The following is a 21,678-nucleotide window of genomic DNA, read 5'->3' as shown; positions in this document are numbered from 1 at the left end:
TCATATAACAAGTTTGAATAGTCATTAAAATCTATTTTATTCAATTTTCCTGTTTATAAGTACAGTGAGATATTTACTAATTTTTGCGGGACAAAAGTATGCATGTCTCAATATGGCCCGATAGGCTCATCTTGATGTCTTGAGTGTTTTTTTACATTTATCCGTATGTGGAAATTTGTCCAGGCTACTTTTGATACCACTCTCCGTATGCGGAAACATATTTATACAACTATTATACTTTTTATCCGTTAGTGGAAACAAGTCAATCTTTTATGTACCCGAACCATGCTGGATCATTATAATTTATCGTTCTACTTCTAATATGCTTTTTAATTTCGTGAGGCTTAACTCAATATCTGCTACATCAACAAAAAACAAATTTACAGTCGTCCCATCACCGCTATCGAATTTTATATGACTCGTGTTTCTCATTTCGTCGTTAGTGGGGTACAACAACCATATTTCAGCTGTTTCATATTTTTTGGAATAAGCATACATCTGATACATATCACTTTGATGAATTCCGTAATTGGCTCTTTCATCATTAATAAGATTTTTCCACTTAGTATCCAGAATTATTATACGATCATTCTTTCTAAGAACAATATCAGGTCTTAATGCAAATTGTCTTCTCGGCTCAACAAACAAATAATGTCCTTTATCTTGACTTGATACCTCCCAACCAATCGGCCGAAATGCTTTTTTCATTTGTAGGGCTACATAACTTTCATATACACTTTCCATTGGAAACAGTAAAGCTCTTGATGTTGTAGCACCAGAAAAGGTAGTAAAACTCTTATTCATTAGAAATACTTTTGACCATTGCATTAACATTTCATAGTCTTTTGTATTCCTATCTATAACTACTTTAGAAAAATCCTTTTGATAATTTACAGATGATTCAACCAACTCAAAAGCAGTAAGTAACTGTCTTATCTCTTTTGAATTTTCTGCACTGGTAGTTATTTTCTGCAGTTTCTCTAAAGTTGATTTCACCAGCTTATTTTCTGGCCTATTCATTAAGAACTCTTCATACCCAACATAAAAACGTTCTTTATGCACTAAATTGTTACGTAAATGCTGTCCTACCAGAAGCTTTCCCTTGTAATACCGCAGATTATCCTCTTGAGATATATAAGCTGACTTAATGCCTCGTTTCACCAAATGACGAACTTCCTGTAGATACATATTAATAAAAATTTCATATAGATTCATATGATCTATTTTAAGACTAGCGTCATTGAAAACCTTACTTGGAAAGTCTTTCATACTACGTAACATGCGCAGAAAAACTCTCTTAGTCTTAACATTTCCTGGATCTTCTCCATCTCCAAATGAAATCTTTGGTAGAACTTGAACCTGAAACCCATCCTTCATCTGAATTAGACCAACATAATTCTTGATGGTAATTGTCTCACCAACATTTCTTCGATACCCTATACGCATAAAATCTAATACATCTGCATTTTCTTTACTTCCCGAAAATTCATAGATAAACGTTTCTAGGTTATCAAATTCCTTTTTAATAAGGTACTTGTATTTATTTTCATTTTTATAATCACTATTGCAGATAATTGAATCATATTCTCTTACCTCAAACGGTTTACCCATGCTTTCTCACCACACTTTACTTTATCTCGATATAGCTTTGAATATTGGACAAGGCTTTTTTGTTAATAGAATATTTCTTTTCTGGCAAATCTATAATATCTTCAACATTACCCTTGAAAATATCCTTAGCAACCACTTTTTCATCTTTTATAAATTTCAAGTCAGGATTTTCTTTACCATCATCACCCAGGACCATCTGGATTTTCTGGTAGTCTTCATAAAAGTACTCCTGTAATAAAGGAATTACTGATTTTTCAAAAATGCATTTCAAACGTTCAATTGAAGGGTCATCCTTTAAATCTGTAAAAAATGCATGCCCAATTGTATGCTCTCTATCATACAAAAAACCAATTCTTTCATTGATTACATCAAGCATATCTGCTACATTTAGTTCTCCAACCTTATCTGCTCCTATGGAACGTAATATGTCCGTTTCAGGCATCATTTCTAAAAAGCTAAATCTTCTTCTTAATGCTGTATCCATCAGAGCAATGGATCTATCAGCAGTATTCATCGTTCCAAGTATATAAACATTTTTAGGTATACTAAAAGGATCCCCTGAATAAGGTAGTACAGCTTCAGTAGCTTCTGGCATACCTTCTCGCTTTGTACACTCTATAAGGGTAATCAATTCACCAAATATTTTTGATATATTACCTCTATTAATTTCATCTATTATAAATACATATGGTTTCTCATTTTGCTCAATTTCAGTGTTATATAGATCAGAGTTATATTTTTTTGCTAAGGAGACGATGTCGCTAACCTGCATGACTGGAACACGGGCAACGGTCATCCTATGCAACATCCTATTCATATTAATGTCTTTTATATCTTCATCTATATGTGTTGCTAGCCACATTACATCTCTTGTAGTTGCATCATTTTCGCTATCAAGAGAATATGCTTCATCTTTTGTGATAACGGCAATACCATTTATCTTACTTCTCGAACCATCTGTAGTTATAATAATGTCACCAAGTTTCATGTCATTAACAAATGCTGAAGCACCTTTACTCTCTATCCCCCAATCAATACGTACACGATTATTTTTAAAGCAGTCTTCGCTAACAGAAGTACGCACTGTTGCTTTCCATACCGATGCATCTTCTGGTATATCAAATTTATCCATTTTCACTTTTGATTTTTTTGCAGTTTCACAGAATCTTTTAAATATACCTGGCACAACTTTATAAGATACATCTCCGCTACCATCAGAACGTTCATCTGAGATCACAGGTTTAATACCTTCAATAAACTCTTCGTACCCATATGATTGATGAAATGTAGTGAATACAATACGTTGCTCATTCTTTAACTCGTTGTAACGTTTCATGACAGCATCATAATCGGTTAACTCATCCAAAGACTTATTGTCACAAATTGCTACTGCATATGTGGAAGAATGATATGTCTTTCCGGTTCCAGGAGGTCCATATAGTATTAGATTTTTATCATACTCAATGTCTTGATCTTCCAAATTGGTTAGATCCATTTTCGATACGTTCATCTCTTCTAATGCCTCCTTTAACTCATCCCTAAGCTTCCATGAATATCTTTTATTCCCATCTTCTACGACATTTCTTCCAACAAAAGGAATTGGAAAATATCTATTTTCTTCTCCATCCGGGCATAGTGTGACGTGATCGATTGCATCTACAATTTTCTTGCCATAATTGCTTCCTCTCATATTGTATGATGAAGCAGTGTTACCATGCCTTGTAGCGAGATTCGCCCATGTTGATTCTCCACCCTCTACAAGCATGCACTTGAACATTTTTAAATCTTCTTTACTAGTGATTCCTTCGTCTAATAAAATATTTAACCATTCATCTTTACTAATATTGGGATTATACTCTTCTAAACTTGGCCAGTATGCTATATTTTCGATTCCTAGAACGTGCTCATAGTAAGGGATCAATGATTCAATCGCCTCAAGCATTACATTTTCATAATCATCATTGGCTAATTCATCCACCCACTCTTGGACTCTACAAAGTTGAACTTTTTTATATACACCATCAGTAATTTTCTGCTTTATTTCATCTACAGATTCACTTAAAACCTTTGTGGCACCAAATTCATTACTTCCAGAAACATAAACAAGAGAGTTTTCTGTATCAACTGGCAAATCCAAAAAACTATGATATTTTTTCATCTGATACTTATCCGAATTGTCATTCTTTATTTCCAAACTAAAACGATACCTACTTTTATTAGTTTCATCAGATAACTCTACAAAGATCGAGATACTAATAGGATTATCCCCATACTGTCCATATTTCATCTGGGCCCATAGATATCTTCTTGTTTTTGTGTTTGAGCCGTCAAGCCATGACATGGGTTCACATTTATCTAACCCAAACCATTCGTTACAAATAGCAACCATTTTTTTCATTTCAGCTACTGCAGCCTGACCTTTATGTTTAATTTCTAGTAAACGTTTTTTTTCTTTCTCTTCAACACCTTGAGCTTCAGGATTTGAGTAAGGAATATCTCGGTTGTTATCCAAATAATCAAGAACACCAATATAGTCAATATCTGTCTGTGAGTGTTCTTTTCCTATGTTCCAAGCAGCCATATCAAAAATTCTATAATTCTTTATATTAAATTTTTCGTCTCTGTATTTTTTTACTTGGCGACAGTTCCTTATATACGTATGTACTTCTGTTTTCTTATCTAGATCAATTCCAAGATAAACGTATATATTGTCAGAGCCCATATTGCTATTGAAAATAGGAAATGTAAATGGTTTTAAGCAGTGTAATACCATTGATGCAGATGCGGCTTTCATACCATGATATTTTTTATCCAACACTTTTTCAAATCTATCGAAAATCTGATCATCATCTTCAATATCAAGTATGTCTACACAGGCTTTTATAAATTTTTGAGGAGAATCTTTATCTGTCTTTCCCTTAAATGAAAAAAAACCAGTGCCAAACATTCCAAAAGACCCATCACTATTTGTATACTCTTTGTTTTGAGCTCTTTTCCAAATAAGATCAAGTAAAGCCTTAAGTGTCTCTTTGCTTTTTCCAGGAAGATTACTAGAATCAATAATTTTCTTCTTTGATATGACTTTGTGCTTCCATGTACCTACCGTCATAAGATAAACAAGATTTAAGTCATTGTAATCACAAACACTTAGATCATCCATTTCTGAATAAGCACTTATAGTTTCTCTAACGAGCTCATAAGTACCATCGTGTTTATCAGGATCCATTTCTTCAGAATCCCTTAATTTTTGAATCAAGTCCATGTATGTTTTCAATTGTACAGGAAGTCGTATTGGACTCTGTGGTGAAGAGAATCCGTAATTCTCTAATATCTTTCTAGAAAATAAAGTTTCTGGAAATTCCTCTAACATTTCTAGTTCCATGTATCTTCCATAAGTTCCGTCAAATTCCCCTGAAACGTTAAATTTACTATCTTCAATATCCGGCTGTTTCATATTAACTTTATTTGCTCTACATTTAAAACATACCGCTTGAATTGTGTCAGAAACGTAAATATATACGATATCACCTTCAGAAATATTCGTACTCTGCTTCCAATCTACTTTCCCCAGTTCATGAAAAGCACTAACCACATTATATTTTTTGGGATTTCCTGAAATAATCCATTCCGTTATTACTTTTTCTTGAATGACCTCATCTTTGCCCATCTAAACACCTCTTTTTATCGGAAATTTATGATTAATAATTTACTGCTCATCTATTTTCAATCTATCTTAATTAACTTAATAAACACTCAAAACACTTTCTACATTATGAAGCTTTATGTTTATTGCTTGGAAGACGTTGCGAAATCCCCGCATCTTCAAGTCTCTTATTCCACTGGCTTAGGGTTTCATCTGTATGCCAAACCAAGAGCCATCTATATAAAATGTGTTCTGGTGTCTTCTTCCATTGATGTCCCGCTTTCTCAATTAGATCTTCAGCGTAAAGGTGGTGCAAGTTTAAACCTATACATAGTGCCATGACTGTAGGCAATTCTTTTGTAAGTGACTCATTATTCCTATAATCACTAATTATTCTTGCACTTAATCCAGACCGCTCTGCCAGAATCTCATTCGTGAGCTCCCTTCTCTTTATGTGGTATTCCAATGTTTTCGAGAAACTACCTGGCATGTTCATAAGCTCTTCTGACATTTCTATAGAATAAGCACTAACTTTTGAAGTCTCTTGCACACGATCCTGAATCTTTTGATTATCTTTATACTCAGGATCATACTTTGCCTCAATAAAATCGGTTGCGTTAACATCTCTGCAGAAGAAACATCTTCTATAAAATGAATCATCATAAAGCCTACTAATTCTATCAGTTCTATCAAAAACCAAGCAACATTCATCAACATGTTCTAACGCATACTCTGTCATCTCAAGTGAATTGTCACCATGTTGTATTACATATTTAGGATCATTTATGCAGAACATAGCGTTTATATAAACAACTTTACCTGAGTAGACCATTTCATAAAGTTCTTCTGACATGCTTATTTCATACAGAGCATTCATCTCGTCAATTACGAATGTCTGATTTTTATCTAATTTGCCATTAAGAAATGAATATGGAGGATGGTATTTTCCGCCTACATAAACAAATGTTCCCGCGGCTTGCTGAAATCCAATATCAATTGCTCGCAGTTTTGCAGCTAATTTTGACACGTTAAAAAAGTTTGCAAGCTCCTCTATAGCAAGTTGCATAACCTCAGCACTTCGTAACAATGGATTTTGATTATGCAAATAATCCAATATCTCATTGAGTTTCTGAGTTGTTGTTTTTAATGGCATCATAATTTTAGGTGCCAATACATTAGCCTGCCACTCCATCCAATGCAAAGCATTGTCGATTTCGTCAGTATTATCTCCATATTCTTCGACAGCTTCACAGCTTATTGAAGTTAATTCAGACTTCAACAACTTTTGGAGTTCAAAAAAATTCGAATGGAGATCATGGTGGATACACTCATGAATTATCGTGTTGTTGTTAGAACCAATATTTCTCATAAAACAAACATCTGGATTAACTAAAATGGTTCCAACATCTATAGTTTCTGTGCGTGTATCTACCATGTTATCTTCAAATATTTCTACTTCAGTCTCACTAAAAAAAGACATTCCAAAAATATGTGGTGGCAAAGGTGCATAATGCATTGTAAGACACATATTATTCAACAACTCATCTATATCTAAAGGCATCAGATTTTCAAGTGCATCGGGATAATTTCTTTGCAAGAATTTTTCAGCTTCTATATCTAGGTCCTCTGAGTATATATATGGTACTAGATACTTTGATAAAGCATTTTCTTTGCAAAATCGTTCCCTACTATACTCTCTAACATCAATTATCATTACTTTACGTAACCCTGATATTAGATGCCCGTAAAAGGATAAGAACATCGCGGTGTTTTTTGAAAAGGAAAATATCAACTCCATGGATTCCAAGGGTGAGGTTATGCTCACCATCATGGCTTCCCTCGCACAGCAAGAGAGTCAGTCGCTCAGCCAAAATGTAAAGCTTGGACTTCAATACCGATACCAACAAGGCGAAATACAAGTGAACTGCAAATGGTTTCTAGGCTACACCAAGGATGAAAACAAGAAACTGGTTATTGTTCCAGAAGAAGCTGAGATTGTAAAACGAATTTATAGAGAGTACCTCGAAGGGGCCAGCATGCTAAAGATTGCCCGAGGACTTGAAACCGATGGTATCAAAAATGGAGCTGGACGAGACAAATGGCATACCAGTAACATCAATCAAATTCTCCGGAATGAAAAATACATCGGGGATGCACTTCTTCAGAAGACATACACCGTTGACTTTCTCACAAAGAAACGCGTCAAGAACAATGGTCTTGTCCCCCAGTACTATGTGGAAAATAGCCATGAAGCCATCATCCCGCGTGAAATTTTCATGCAGGTCCAGGAAGAGATGATCAGGCGGCGCATCGTCCACACCAGCCCAAATGGTAAAAAGAGAACCTACAGCAGTAACCACTGCTTTTCACAAATGATTATCTGCGGCACCTGCGGAGAGGTTTTCCGGAGAGTCCACTGGAATAACCGCGGCAAGAAGTCCATCGTTTGGAGATGCGTCAGCCGCCTTGAAAACACCGGGCTGTTCTGCGACGCTCGAACTGTTCAAGAAAGCGTAATTGAACAGATTATTATAAAAGCCATTAATGAAACCTTGGGTGATAAGGACACCTTCCTATCCATTTTAGAAAACAACATTGCCACGGTAATCAACCAAGATAACAACCAGGCTCTAACCGATATCGACAAGAGATTAGGAGAACTACAGGCAGAACTTCTCAAGCTGGCCAGCACCAAATCCGATTATGAAGATGTTGCGGATGAAATTTACACCTTGAGAGAAGAAAAGCAAAAAGTTCAATTGGACAGTGCTAGCAAGGATGAAATCAAGAAGCGGATCACGGACATGAGCGCTTTCCTTAAAGGTCAACCCACAACCATTACTAAATACAATGAAGCCATAGTGCGAAGACTAATCGAAAAGGTCACTGTCCACGCAGACAAATTTACTGTGGAATTTAGGTCCGGACTGACAGTTGATATTACGGAATAGATAAAAAAGCAAGGCAGCCTATGAGTTAAATCTCATAACGCTTCCTTGCTTCCTCACCGCAGTTAAACATATGCGGTTATACTATCAAGGTATCTCGTGAAACCATACTGCATCATATATAATATCACAGTTTTCCATGAACCATCGACTCCACAAAGTTGGATTTGCATCTATTTGGCGGTTATTATTTTCATATTTTAAATATAATATCAATAATTTCCGTATCGATAATCCTATTTGTTCAATATCATCTTCGTATATTTCATAAAAATCCCACCATTTAGATTTTGACGGATGTGCTGTGAATCTACACCTTAATAAGTAAAGCCGTTCTAAGTTATACTTAACCGTCTCATCATATAATCCAATTTCATCATAAACAAAATTACACATTTCTTTACGCTCCTGTGTAGGCGCATTCTTACGTTTTTTTATAGATTGAAATATCACATCAACCATATTATCAGCTGCTGTTAATGCTTCTTCTGTAAAATCGGAATTGTGTAATTCTAAAGACCTTATATAGTAAAATATAGATTTATTGACAAAAGGATCAAGTGCATTTATTAACCTTAGGTATCCTAAGGTTTTTAAGCTTAATTCTGAAGTGCTCTCCTCTATGAAAGTTCTAAATTTTTCAATTTCTTGTGTTGCGTATTCACCATGTGTACGTTTTAATGTATTCCCTCTAAAATCTGTTGGAATGCCTGTAGCCAATGCTATGGCTCCAATCAAATTAACTTGATAGCTTCTATAAATATACTGTGAGATAAAATGGAAAAGAAAGTCTATTTGTTCAGAAACGAACTTATCCTTTGATATATTTCTCCACCCATTACTCCAATTCGGGCAGATAACACCAACCATTAGCGCGTTTTCCTTATCTGAATAATAACACATGATATTGTCATAAATAAAATTAATATTTAGGTTAGAAGTATTTCTAAAATCCCGAACTAGGAAAAGGCTCTCACAATCTCTCTGTGGAAGTGTATTGGTAGCCAATTTATTAAGAGCCGACTTAAATTTGGCAACTTTATTTTTTGTATTCTCAAACAAATTATAGTAGACACAAATTTTACTCTTGAAATCATCATATCCCATACATTTCTCACCCCCAATCCTTGATGAAACAAAGCAATCAATAGTAAATTCATATACTTACTTACATCCAACCTACTCTCCCAACCCCTACTGTTTTACAAAAACATCCATTCTGCTCTGTACGGACCCTCTGACATCTAATCTGTTCTGTACGGGGTCAGTGACATCTAATCCACTCTGTACAGGGTCAAAAGCCTCTCTTGGACTAGTTCCCGCAAAGCAAGAAATCATCGTTTTTCTAACTAAAATATTTATCACTAAAAACTCTGGAAGGCTTATATCAAGCCTTCCAGAGAACACTTCTTTATTTTCTAGACATCAATACTACCGTCTCAATATGGTGAGTATTAGGAAACATATCAAACCCTTTTATGGAATCCACTTTAAAACCATTTTGACTGAGTATATTAAGATCTCTTGAAAGAGTTGACGGATCACATGATATATATATTAAAGTTTTTTTAGTTATTTTAGACATTTTTTCAGCAGCTTTAACTCCAAGGCCACTTCTTGGCGGATCTATTATAATATAATCAAATGTTTTTTGTTTTTCTATACTTTGATTTATATATTGTAAAGAATCTTCTGCAATAAAGTTTATGTTCTTTATTGAATTTATATTTAGATTAGATTTAGCAGCTTTTATAGAGTTTTTTGAGTATTCTACACCAGTTACATGTTTAAAAAGAGGAGAATAAAAAAGACTGAATAAGCCTACACCACAATAAAGATCTAATAAAGTATCTTTAGAGGTGTTTTTAGTTTTTATATATTCTAAAATATATTGTAATATTTTTTCTGTTATATCATAATTTATTTGAAAAAATGAAGTTGGAGGAATTTGATATTCGAATTCATCAAAATTTTCTTTTAATATTCCTTCTCCAAAAAGAGTTTTATAAGGACCTCTTAAAGTTACTTTATCAGAACTGTTCATTACATGTATTAAAGAGTCAAAATTTAATTTTTGTAATAATAAATGTTTTAATTCTCTTGACTTTGGAAGAGTTTCTGTATGAGTTACTATTATTATCATTAATTTATTTGTTTTTGAAGATTTTTTTATTACTAAATGTTTTAACACACCTTTTCTTTTTTTAGGGTCATATATTGGGATATCTAATTCTTTTACAACTTCTTTTACTGTATTTCTTATAGTATTAAAGTAGTCTGGTGCTATATAACATTTTTCTATATTTATTATTTTATGAGATTTTTTTTCATTTAATCCTAATACTATATTATTATTTTCATCTTTTGAGAATGTGAATTCCATTTTATTTCTATAATTTAAATTATTAAAGGATTTTTCAAATTTTTCTGTTTCTATATTCAGATGACCTATTCTTCTTAATTGTTCTTTTAATATATTTTCTTTTTGTTCTATTTGTTTTTCATATCGATAATTTAATAGATCACATCCTCCACATTTATTAAAGTGAGGGCATACAGATTTGACACGATCTTTTGATGGTTCTATTATTTTTGTTACTTTTGAAAAATTTACAGATTTCTTTTTATTATACACTTCAATTTCAATTAGTTCTCCTGGAAGTGCATTTTCTATTAAATATACTTCATTATCATATTTTGCTAATGCATATCCTCCATAAACTATTTTTTCAGGTATTAATTGAATACTCATGATATCTCTCCTCAATATAAATATGGATTTGTTTCTAAAATAAGTTCTCTAGTTGTTTTGTTCATATGACCTGGATATATATTTTTAATATTTTTGTTTTTTTGTAAAAATTCTTTTACTTTTATAAGAGATTTTTCCATGTCTTCGTATGATGAACCAGGAAAATCAGTTCTTCCTATGCTGTCTGAAAATATAGTATCTCCTGTAAATAAATTATTTTCTAATATTATTATTATGGAACCAGGAGTATGTCCAGGAGTGTGAATAAATCTTGTAATATTGCTTATATCTTTATAAGGTATGTCTATTGTAAAAGGTTCATTAGTATATATTGAAAGATTTTTTTCTGGATCTTTTAAAAGTTCATAGTCTTTTGGATGAAGATATAGATTTTTCACTTTTATTTCTTTTATACCTTTAATATGGTCAAAATGAGCATGTGTAAGCCAAACATCATATTCTTTTTCTTTGTTTATATAATTTGATATTCCATATCCAGGATCTATTATTATTTTTTCATCTATTATATAAGCATTTGTTCCAATTGGTCCAGTTTCATATGATTCTATTTTCAATATTTTCACCTCTTTTTATCTTTTATAATATAATATATTTTAACATATTATATTTAATTAAAAAAGGTGGATTCTTAATGGAATCCACTGTTTTTTTGAAGTTGAATTTTTTATATTAATTCATCAGAAAAGTATTTTTTTGAAAAGTAAATATCTAAATTAAACATTATATGATCAAAATCCCCTTCGGATTCTTTTTTATCATTTATGTATAATATACATGATTTTAATTCTTGATCCAATACTTCTATAATAAAATAATCATCTAAATAAAAGTCTATATTTATTTGATTATTTGATATTTCAATTATGAATTCTTTTCTTTTTAAGAAATTTGATTTAGCTTTGATATATCTTGAAACACCTCTTTTTAGTCTCTCAATGTCCATTTTATTTAAATTTAAAGCTCCTTTTTTGTGTTTATTTATTTTTGAATCTAAGAGATTGATATTTTTTTGTAATTCCCAATTATTTTTTATTTTTAAGTAGTAATCACAATTATATTCTTCTAAGTTTTTTATGATTATTTTTAGATTTTTTTCAGAAGATTTTAAGTATACAATTTCTTTTCTAAAAGTTATTTTAGTTATTTTTTCATTTTTAAAGTAATTCAATAGAAGTTTTTTGATTGTAATTTTCTGATTATTATCTAAGTTTATCGATGTATTCAAAAGTACACCCCCCTCAATAAAATATAATATCAAATTTTTTTGAATTTTAATATAATTAATTATAAATTTTTTGAAATACATAAAAAGTAAGCTGACAACGTGCCAGCTTACTAATTTATTATACCATTTATATTTTAAAAAACAATGTTTATTTTTAGTAATTGTTTAATTTACAATAAATTATTATAATTGTATTTGATATTTTTTTAATAAAAGGAGTAGATTTTATGTCACAAAAAAGAATTATGTATTTTATTTTTATTTCTATGGTGTTTATAGCAATGATACCCAACTTTATTCCACCATTGATGAAGAATATTCAAGAGACTTATGGGATTTCAATTTCTCAATCTTCATTGGTTCCTATTTTTAATACTGTTGGAGGTTTTTTAGGTAATATTTTTGGTGGTATTTTGATTTCATTTTTGGGATCTCAGGGAGTCTTTTTGATTTCACTTTTTTTAAATATATTAGGATCTTTATTATTTGTAGGAGCTTCTAATTATATAATTTTAATTTTAGCTTCTTTTATTATAGGTTTTGGAATAAGTTTATCTATACTTACTATGACTACAATATTTGCTCAGCTTGATTTAAAGTATCAAAATTATGGAGTTTATCATGGTATGTTTGGTATGGGTGGTATTTTGTCACCAATTATAATATCATTTTTTATTAAAAAAAATGTTCCGATATCTTATTTCATTTACATGATAGTTTTTATCTTGTTGATAATTATTGTTTTGAGTTTTTTTAATAAATATTTTATGGAAGATAGCAATAAATGTGGTATTAATAAAAAAGGTTTTAAAAATTTATTTTTGAATAAATTAGTGATTATTTTTTTAATATTTTTTATGTTTTATTCTGGTATAGAAAAAGGTGTAGTTACTTGGAGTTCTAATTTACATGTAGATTATTTTCTGTTTTCTGAAAGTTACTCAGCTTTTTTTATCAGTATGTTTTGGTTATTTTATACTTTTTCAAGACTTATATCTGATTTTGTTCTTAAAAGAATAGGTTATTTTAAATTACTTTTAATTTGTATATTTGGAATATTTATTTCTATAATTTTATTATTGACTTTAAAATTATCTTTTTTGTATGTTTTATTAGGATTGTTTATAGGACCTATTTTTCCAGTTTTTCAAAGATTTGTAAATCAAAAAATCCCTTCTAATCAATTGGCTATTTTTAATGGAATTCTTTATGCAATAACGGGTTTTGGAGGGATGATAATTACAGGTGTTATGGGACTTGTTGCAGATAGTTCTATTTTTATGGCTTATTTATTTTTAACTTTTCCAGCAATAGTTATCTTTTTTATAATATTATATATAAATAAAAAAACGGTATGATTTATAATCATACCGTTTTTATTGTATTATTAATTATTTGGTATCCAATTTTCAACAACTTTTTTATTTTGTTTAATCCATTCTCTTGCAGCATCTTCAGCATCATCACTGTTTGAAATCATATCCATTAATGAACCAAGTTGTTGTGAATTAAGGTAAAAATGTGTTAGGAATTGTGCAACTTCTGGCATATCAATTATAAAATTTCTTCTTGCCATTGTATGAAGATTTTCTGCTTTTCCATATACTTCTTTTGGATCATCTAAGAATTTAAGATCAAATCTTGCAAATTTCCAATGTGGTTGCCATCCAGTTACTACAATCCATTCTTTTTTATCTATTGCATTTGCTAATGAAGCTGTCATAACCGGTCCTGAACTTTCTATTAATTCAAGATCTAAGTCATAAGCATCTATTGCACTATATGTAGTACTCATTATTCCTGCACCAGCATCTATTCCCACTATTTGAGAATCAAATTTATCTTTTGAATTATTTAATTCTTCTATAGAGTTTATATTTACATATTCAGGAACAACTAATCCTATTCTCGCACCTTCAAAATTGTATCCTAAATCAGTTAATTTATCTCCAAATTGTTTTATATAAGCTTCATGTGTTATTGGTAACCAAGCATCTAAAAATGCATCTTGATTTCCTTGAGCTAATGATACAAATATTAATCCAGGATCAGCCATTGTTGTTTCAACATCATAACCCATTTCATCTTCTAAAATAACTTTTGCGAGATTTGTCATCGCAATACCTTCAGCCCAATTTGCATAAGCAAGTTTGACAGTTTCCTTAGCGAATACGTTTAATGCCATAATAGTAATGAATAAAAATAATATGATTTTTTTCAAAAAAATCCCTCCTATATAGTATTTGAATTATTATTTCTTTTTTCCTAATGATTGAGTTATTCTATCGAGAATCATTGCAAGAATAACAACAGCTAAACCACTTTCAAATCCCATTCCAATTTTATATTGAGTGATACCATTTAAGACTTTTTTACCTAATCCGCCAGCACCAATCATTGAAGATATAACAACCATTGATAATGCAAGCATAATAGTTTGATTAATTCCGGCTAATATTGTTGGAGTTGCTATTGGTAATTCAACTTTAAAAAGCATTTGTGATGATGTAGAACCAAAAGAACGGCTTGCTTCAACTACATCTTCTGGAACTTGTCGTATAGCAAGATTAGTAAGTCTTACAGCTGGTGGCATTGAGAAAATTATTGTTGCTACTGCACCAGGAACTTTACCTAAACCAAAAAACAATACAGCTGGTATTAAATATACGAAAGCTGGCATTGTTTGCATGAAATCAAGAATAGGTCTCATTACTTTATTTACAGTATCACTTTTTGAAGACCATATACCCAATGGAATTCCAATTATTAATGCAAGTAAAGCTGAACTTGTTACTAATGCAAGTGTTTGCATTGTTTCTGACCAAAGATCCATGCTTTGTATTAAAAATAATCCTATAAACGTAAATATTGCTGTACCTTTTCCCGTTTTTCTCCAAGCAACTACTACTAAGATTGCTAACATTACATACCAAGGAATCCAAGTAAATAAATCTTCTAATGAAGATATTATAAAATTTATAAAACTTGCTACACCATCAAAAAAAGGTTCCCAATTATCTTTTAACCAATTAACTATTATTTCAAATCCTTTACCTATTTTTAAATCGATAATTTTAATCTACCTCCCCTAATATACCTGCTAAAACAGATACTTTTACAATTATTCCTAAAAGTTTGTTTTCTTCGTTTACTACACAGACAGGATGATTATATTCTATATGCATTGGTAAAATATCTAAGATTGGCATATCAGGTGAAACTTTATGTACATCTCTCTCTATAATATTTTCAATAGTTGTTTCTCCGTTTTCAACTGCTTTTGAAGCTTTTTCTATAGTAACTATACCTTCTAAAGTCCTATCTTTTTTTGTTACTAAAATAGAATCTATTCCAGCTTTTCTCATTTTTCTTACAGCTACTCTTGGTGTATCTTTAGGAAGAAGATTATCGAGTGGTTTTTGCATGATAGCTTCTGCTTTTATTACTTTGGATCTATCAACATCTTGAACGAAATCTTTTACATAACCATTTGCTGGATTAGTTAATATTTCTTCTGCACTTCCAATTTGAACTACTCTACCATCTTTCATTATTGCTATTCTATCTCCGAGTTTTAAAGCTTCATCTAAATCATGAGTTATAAATATTATTGTTTTATGTAGCCTTTCTTGAAGTTCTAATAGTTGATCTTGCATATCTTTTCTTATTAAAGGGTCTAAAGCACTAAATGCTTCATCCATTAATAAAATATCGGGATTTGTTGCTAAAGCTCTTGCAAGGCCAACTCTTTGTTGCATTCCACCACTTAATTCATTTGGCTTTTGTTCTTCATATCCTTTAAGACCAACCATTTCTAATGCTTCATATGCTTTTTCTTTTCTTTCTTCTTTGTCTACACCTTGAACTTCTAATCCATATTCAACATTTGAAGATATAGTTCTGTGTGGAAATAAAGCAAATTTTTGAAAAACCATTGCTAACTTTTTTCTTCTTATATTTCTCAATTCTTCTTTATTGGTTTTAACTATATCTTGACCATCGATTAATATATCTCCTGAAGTAGGTTCTATCAATCTATTTAAACATCTTATTAATGTGGATTTTCCACTTCCAGAAAGCCCCATTACAACAAAAATTTCTTTTTCTTTTACGTTAAAACTCACATCATTTACACCTATAGTATTTCCTGTTTTTTTTAGTATTTCACTTTTTGTTAATCCTTTTTTTATTAAAGGAAAAACTTTTTTTGGATTAGGACCAAAAACTTTATAAAGGTTTTTAACCTCTAATTTGTATTCATTATTCATTGTTTACCTCCTGAACTATTATTTGTTAAAAAAACAAAAAAACAAAAAAATAGAACCACTTTTAATGGCTTGATTTTTGAATTTTTTATTAGATTTTGAATTTGAAGTATTTTGAAGTTTTTTGTTAATAATAAGATTTAATTGAAGCTAATTAATCTTGCACAATTAATAATACACTATAGCTATTAAAAAGCTATTAAATTTATATAGATTAAAATGAAGTAAATTTAATTTAATAAATTAAATAGGAGTTATATTGATGATATGTTAATAAGAAGTTTTTTCATTTTTGAATTTTATGATTTTATAATTAGAATTTTTCCCATTATAAGTGTTTTATTGATTTTTGTTATTTTTTTGATTTGGATTTTATGAAAACAATAAAAATTTTTATTTAATATATATAATAGAAACACATTATTTATATTTACATAAATATAATATTATATGTAATTTATTGTTAATAAATGTTAATTAAAAACGATATTTAAAAACAACTTTTTCATTTCTTTAAAATTAAATTAAAAAAATTGAGCAAATAATAAAAAGTTATTTTTATTTCATTTAAATAAGAAAACATTAAATTGTTTCATTTTTTATATTTGAATTATTCAAAAAATGATTAATTGCATTTAAAAATTCTTTTTGATTTTCATAATATAACATATGTGATCCTTTTATATTTGATATATAGAGGTTTTTAAATTTCATTATTTTATAATCATTTGGATTTACAGAATTGTCATATATACCATTGATTATTAAGACTGGAATATGAATTTTGTCGGTTTTTTCATTAAAGTTTTTGAAATATTCTGAAGAATTTAAAACATATTGTTGTAGAAAATTTTCTTTATTTTCAATTTCATTTATTTTGAAAAAGTTTTTGTAATTTTCATACTTGAAAAAAGAAAGTTTATGTATTTTATTTTCTTTATTTAATATACTTAATTTTTTTAACCATTCATTTAATATTTTATTATTATTTATGGTTTCATTTTTTATATTTAATATTTTGTTTATTTGAGTTATTTGGTATTTTATAGAATCTATAAAGTTTAAAGTTGAATTTAAAAGAATTAATGATTTTATTTTTTGATATTTAAGTATATAATTTAAACCTAAAATTCCACCAAATGAATGACAAAGCAGATTAATATTATCTAATGAAAGTTTTTTTATTATTATATCTATATCATTTAATAAAGTATTTAAAGTATAATCGGTATTTTTATTTCCATCAGATCTACCACAACCTCTTTGGTCATAAGTTAATAAATTATAATTTTTTGATATTTGTTCTGACATATGTTTTTCAAAGAAATAAGATGAAGCACCAGGTCCTCCATGTATGAAAAAAAGAGTATTTTTTTTATTATTATTTTTAAAATTATAATATAATTTTAAATCATCATTTGTTTTTATAAACATATTGTTCCCTCCATATAATCTCATATTATATATTATCTTTTTTTTATTATTTTTTTGTTATCAAAATAACTTTTTATTATTATGAAATTCTGCAACCGGTTGCAAAAAAAATCTTTTTATGATAATATAAGTTAAATGGGGGTGAAAAAGGTTATGAAAATGAAAGAAATAGCAAAGATGTGTGATGTTTCTATTTCAACAGTATCAAGAGTTTTGAACAATAAATCAGGTGTAAGAGATGAAGTAAGAGAAAAAGTATTAAAAGTCATAAAAGAAACCGATTTCACTCCAAATATTTATGCACAAAGTTTAACTACAAAGAAAACTAAAACTATTGGAGTTTTTATTCCAGGTGTTGATACATATTTTAGAAAAATTATTTTTGGTATAACAGATTTTTTTTCAAAAAAAAATTATTCAATTCTTCTATCAGCTGATAGGTATAAAAGTGAAGTTGAAAATATTGAATTTTTATTGAATAAAAATGTTGATGGAATAATTTATTTTCCATGGTATATTGATAATTCAATTGATGGTAAAATTAAAGAATTTGGAAATAAAAAACCTTTTGTCATTATAGATTATGAGTTTAAAGATATTCCTTGTGTAATACAAGATCATTATAGTTCTATGAAAGAAATAGTTGAATTTTATTTGAAAAATGATAAAAAAAATTTATTGTTTATAAATGGTCAAGAATATAATTATAGTTCTCAAATTAGGAAAAAATCTTTTGAAAATACATTAAAAAATAATAATATTCATAATTATAAGATTCTTGAAGCATCTTTTTCTATTGATGAATCTTATAAAATAATAGAAAATTTTTTTAATAATAATAAAATTAGTGATTATGATGGAATAATATGTTGCAATGATTCAATAGCTATTTCATGTATTTCATATTTGAAAAGTGTAAATGTAAATATTCCAAAAAGAGTTTGGATTAGTGGTTTTGATGATATGGATATTGTAAAATACATAACACCTTCATTAACTAGTGTTAGCTATGATAAGTATCAACTTGGTTATAATGCTGCTGTTTTATTGTATCAACAAATTAAATCAAAAAATTCTATAAATAAAATATCTATGAACTATAAAATAGTTTATAGAAATAGTACAGGAGGTTAAATATGTTTATTGGATATCATATTTTAGTAAAATTCTTTTATAATGGTGATTCAGAAAATGATTTTTTACCAAATGAATATAGATTTTGTGAGAGCAATTCAGTAGAAGGAGATTTAAAAGGAATTATTGATAATTTTGATTATATTAAAGAACTTGGGGTTGATTTAATATATCTTGCACCTATTTTTAAAAGTGATACTACTCACGGATATGATACTGTTAATTATTTTAAGCTTGCAACTCATATTTTTGATAAAAATGAATTCAAAAGTCAGAAATTATTGCATAATTTTATAAATTTATGTCATTCAAATGATATTAAAGTTATTTTTGATTTAGTTCTTAATCATGTATCTAAATTTTATGAAATGGAAACGATTACACAGTTTAGACCCGTTACAGAAAATCCAAAAACACCTCAAGAAAATAGATGGCAAAGGCTTTTTAAGTTTTGGAATGTTGAAGATTTAGAAACAAAAAAATTTTTAATTTCTGTTGGGAAATATTGGGTTGAAAAATTTAATATTGATGGTTATAGGCTTGATCATGCAATAGGGTTACCTATAGAATTTTGGAGTGAATTTTATATAGAACTTAAAAATATAAATAAAGATATTATTTTGCTTGGAGAAGTTTGGGATGATATTTCTGATTCTAATGATAATTATAAACTTATAAAACATTTTAAAGAGTTTGATGGAAATACTACTTTTACATCTTTGTTTGATTTTTATATGTATGATTCTATTATAGAGTTTTTTGCGGAAGATAAAATTAATAATTCTCAATTTTTCAATAGAATAATTAAATCATACTCTATGAACAATAAAAACTTTAAATTGACATATTTCATGGAAAATCATGATTTACCAAGATTTATTAATATTTGTAGAGATTATAAGAAATTTGAAATGGTATTGAAATTTTTATTTACACTTAGTGGAAATTTAATGTTTGAATATGGAAATGAAATAGGTATTCAAGGAGATATAACTTATAAAAATTTTCATGAATCTGGTAGAGTTTCTATGAAATTTAAAGATAATCATTCTATTAAAGAAAAATATTTATTTGATTTATTCAAAAAACTTGTAAATCTTAGAAAGAATAACAAATCACTTGTTAAAGGGAATTATATTTTAAAAGAAGATGAAGATGTTCTTATTTTTGATAAAGTCTATAATGAAGACAAATTTATGATTTTAGTAAATAAAAATGATAATTATTTGTTGAAAGGAACTTATTTTGATGAACTGACTGAAGAATACTATGAAGATTCTTTTTTTGAAAAAGGAGTATATATTTTAAGTTATGAAAAATAGATTTAATATTTTGGTTGATATTTTTTTAATTTCTTTTCCATTAATAGTACAAAATACTTTGCGTATGCTTTTGGGAACTATTGACAAAATTTTTGTTGGTCAACTTGGAGAAGATACAATAGCTGGTGTTGGTGGGGCTAATCAATTGATATCACTTTTTTTGGTTATTGTTTTTTCTTTTTCTTCGGGTTTTACAATTTTAGTATCACAAAGCGAAGGTAAAAATGATAAAGAATATACTAACAAATTAATTAATAATACTATTAGTTTTTCAATTTTCTTATCTTTATCATTGATGAGCATTTTTTATATGTGGTCTGATACATTTTTAAGTTGGATGAAAATTGATGGAATAGCTTTTGATAGGGCTTATGAATATTTTTTTATAAATATTCCATCGATTATTTTTATAATATTGTCTTCTGTTTTTTCGGGTTTTTTTGTTGCTAATAAAAAGAATTTTTTTCCGATGTTAGCAACTGTATTTTCTATGATATTTAATGTTTGCTTTGATTATTTTTTTATAATAATTTTAGATTTTGGAGTTTTAGGGGCAGCTTGGGCTACTTTTTTAGCAAGAATATTAGAATTTATTATTTTGATTTTTTTTGTTTATAAAAGATTTAAATTTGAGAATATAATTTTTAAATTTAATTTTAATAAAAATATTTTAAAAAGATTATTATATATTTCTTTACCAATGACTATTGATGGCGCTGTTTGGCAATTTGCTGCTACTGTAAACACTTCATTAATTTTTAGATTGGGAACAGATCAAATGGCAATTTTTGAAGTTTTAAAAATATTTCAAAGTATTGTTCTTACTCCAATTTCAGCGTTAGCTTCTGCAAGTGTTGGTATTATAGCTGGATATTTAGGAAAAAAAGATTATGAAAAAGCTAATATTTATTCTAAACAAAGTATTTTTTTAAGTTTTTTAATTACTTCTATTTTGAGTTTTATAATAATTTTATTTTATGACAATATTTTTGATTGGTTTAAATTAAGTCAAAATTCTGTATTTATTGGAAAAAGTTTGATGATTTATTTGATATTTTTGATTTTTTGTCAAACTTCTAATATAATTTTTCCTTATATTTTAAGAAGTGGAGGAGATACTTGGAGTATATTATTTATAACTTTATTTGGTTTTTGGATTATTCAAATCCCTCTTTCATATATTTTAGGATTTGTTTTTGATTTTAAATTGAATGGTATATTTTTTGCTATGATAATAGGTGAATTTTTTAAAGGAACTTTATTTTTTATTAGATATATCAGAAAAAAATGGATAAAAAATTTGAATTAAAAAAATAAATGCTT

Annotated in this window: 15 protein-coding genes and 1 pseudogene; 5 read left to right on the top strand and 11 right to left on the bottom strand. The window is 28.6% G+C overall.

Going from position 1 to position 21,678, the window contains the following annotated elements; all coding sequences use genetic code 11:
- Positions 1 to 303 precede the first annotated feature (303 nt).
- From PWP28_RS08105 to PWP28_RS08095, 3 genes are all read right to left on the bottom strand, one after another.
- Entirely contained in the window at positions 304 to 1,611 is a 1,308-nt protein-coding gene (locus PWP28_RS08105; protein WP_308644550.1) for an McrC family protein, read from the bottom strand.
- 16 nt (positions 1,612 to 1,627) lie between these two features.
- Entirely contained in the window at positions 1,628 to 5,278 is a 3,651-nt protein-coding gene (locus PWP28_RS08100) for an AAA family ATPase (RefSeq protein ID WP_308644549.1), read from the bottom strand.
- 103 nt (positions 5,279 to 5,381) lie between these two features.
- Positions 5,382 to 6,968, bottom strand: a complete 1,587-nt coding sequence (locus tag PWP28_RS08095) for a hypothetical protein (protein ID WP_308644548.1) — start codon at positions 6,966 to 6,968, stop codon at positions 5,382 to 5,384.
- 34 nt (positions 6,969 to 7,002) lie between these two features.
- On the opposite strand from PWP28_RS08095, the pseudogene PWP28_RS08090 reads away from it, so the two are divergent.
- Positions 7,003 to 8,205, top strand: a pseudogene (locus tag PWP28_RS08090) (recombinase family protein); the annotation flags it as partial.
- Positions 8,206 to 8,289: 84 nt separating this feature from the next.
- Here PWP28_RS08090 and PWP28_RS08085 read toward each other — a convergent pair.
- The 4 genes from PWP28_RS08085 to PWP28_RS08070 all read right to left on the bottom strand — a co-directional run bounded on the left by PWP28_RS08085 (position 8,290) and on the right by PWP28_RS08070 (position 12,200).
- Positions 8,290 to 9,309, bottom strand: a complete 1,020-nt coding sequence (locus tag PWP28_RS08085; protein WP_308644547.1) for a hypothetical protein — start codon at positions 9,307 to 9,309, stop codon at positions 8,290 to 8,292.
- 304 nt (positions 9,310 to 9,613) lie between these two features.
- Positions 9,614 to 10,954 carry a 23S rRNA (uracil(1939)-C(5))-methyltransferase RlmD gene (gene rlmD / locus PWP28_RS08080; protein ID WP_308644546.1) on the bottom strand — a complete coding sequence of 447 codons (1,341 nt, stop codon included), beginning with the start codon at positions 10,952 to 10,954 and terminating at the stop codon, positions 9,614 to 9,616.
- Positions 10,955 to 10,965: 11 nt separating this feature from the next.
- Positions 10,966 to 11,529 carry an MBL fold metallo-hydrolase gene (locus tag PWP28_RS08075; RefSeq protein WP_158274727.1) on the bottom strand — a complete coding sequence of 188 codons (564 nt, stop codon included), beginning with the start codon at positions 11,527 to 11,529 and terminating at the stop codon, positions 10,966 to 10,968.
- 110 nt (positions 11,530 to 11,639) lie between these two features.
- The gene (locus PWP28_RS08070) at positions 11,640 to 12,200 is read right to left on the bottom strand and encodes a hypothetical protein (RefSeq protein WP_264150118.1); all 561 of its coding nucleotides are present in this window, start codon (positions 12,198 to 12,200) and stop codon (positions 11,640 to 11,642) included.
- 227 nt (positions 12,201 to 12,427) lie between these two features.
- Here PWP28_RS08070 and PWP28_RS08065 point away from each other — a divergent pair, with 227 nt between their 5' ends.
- Positions 12,428 to 13,558 (top strand): sugar MFS transporter, encoded by a 1,131-nt coding sequence (locus tag PWP28_RS08065; protein WP_305082051.1) that lies wholly within the window; start codon positions 12,428 to 12,430, stop codon positions 13,556 to 13,558.
- A 29-nt stretch (positions 13,559 to 13,587) separates the two neighbouring features.
- Here PWP28_RS08065 and PWP28_RS08060 read toward each other — a convergent pair whose 3' ends face one another.
- The 4 genes from PWP28_RS08060 to PWP28_RS08045 all read right to left on the bottom strand — a co-directional run bounded on the left by PWP28_RS08060 (position 13,588) and on the right by PWP28_RS08045 (position 17,899).
- Positions 13,588 to 14,385 (bottom strand): glycine betaine ABC transporter substrate-binding protein, encoded by a 798-nt coding sequence (locus PWP28_RS08060; RefSeq protein WP_109603710.1) that lies wholly within the window; start codon positions 14,383 to 14,385, stop codon positions 13,588 to 13,590.
- Between the two features lie 66 nt (positions 14,386 to 14,451).
- Positions 14,452 to 15,273: a proline/glycine betaine ABC transporter permease gene (locus PWP28_RS08055; protein ID WP_109603465.1), complete on the bottom strand. Its 822-nt coding sequence runs from the start codon at positions 15,271 to 15,273 to the stop codon at positions 14,452 to 14,454.
- Position 15,274: 1 nt separating this feature from the next.
- Complete coding sequence (locus PWP28_RS08050; protein WP_264150120.1) at positions 15,275 to 16,468, bottom strand: glycine betaine/L-proline ABC transporter ATP-binding protein; 1,194 nt, start codon at positions 16,466 to 16,468, stop codon at positions 15,275 to 15,277.
- A 579-nt stretch (positions 16,469 to 17,047) separates the two neighbouring features.
- A complete protein-coding gene (locus PWP28_RS08045; protein ID WP_308644545.1) occupies positions 17,048 to 17,899 on the bottom strand; it encodes an alpha/beta hydrolase in 852 nt (283 codons plus the stop codon).
- Positions 17,900 to 18,052: 153 nt separating this feature from the next.
- Here PWP28_RS08045 and PWP28_RS08040 point away from each other — a divergent pair, with 153 nt between their 5' ends.
- From PWP28_RS08040 to PWP28_RS08030, 3 genes are read left to right on the top strand one after another with little or no spacing between them, the layout of a single operon-like run.
- Positions 18,053 to 19,033, top strand: a complete 981-nt coding sequence (locus PWP28_RS08040) for a LacI family DNA-binding transcriptional regulator (protein ID WP_264150122.1) — start codon at positions 18,053 to 18,055, stop codon at positions 19,031 to 19,033.
- Positions 19,034 to 19,035: 2 nt separating this feature from the next.
- On the top strand, positions 19,036 to 20,355 hold the full coding sequence (locus PWP28_RS08035) for an alpha-amylase family glycosyl hydrolase (protein WP_264150123.1): 1,320 nt from the start codon (positions 19,036 to 19,038) through the stop codon (positions 20,353 to 20,355).
- Complete coding sequence (locus PWP28_RS08030; protein WP_308644544.1) at positions 20,345 to 21,664, top strand: MATE family efflux transporter; 1,320 nt, start codon at positions 20,345 to 20,347, stop codon at positions 21,662 to 21,664. Before PWP28_RS08035 ends, PWP28_RS08030 begins: the two co-directional genes overlap by 11 nt.
- Positions 21,665 to 21,678 lie beyond the last annotated feature (14 nt).

It is taken from the genome of Oceanotoga sp. (assembly GCF_030445905.1).
In the GTDB taxonomy this organism is placed as follows: domain Bacteria; phylum Thermotogota; class Thermotogae; order Petrotogales; family Petrotogaceae; genus Oceanotoga; species Oceanotoga teriensis.
The sequence above is the reverse complement of the archived record's forward strand: the minus strand, read 5'-3'. Positions and strand labels throughout refer to the sequence as shown.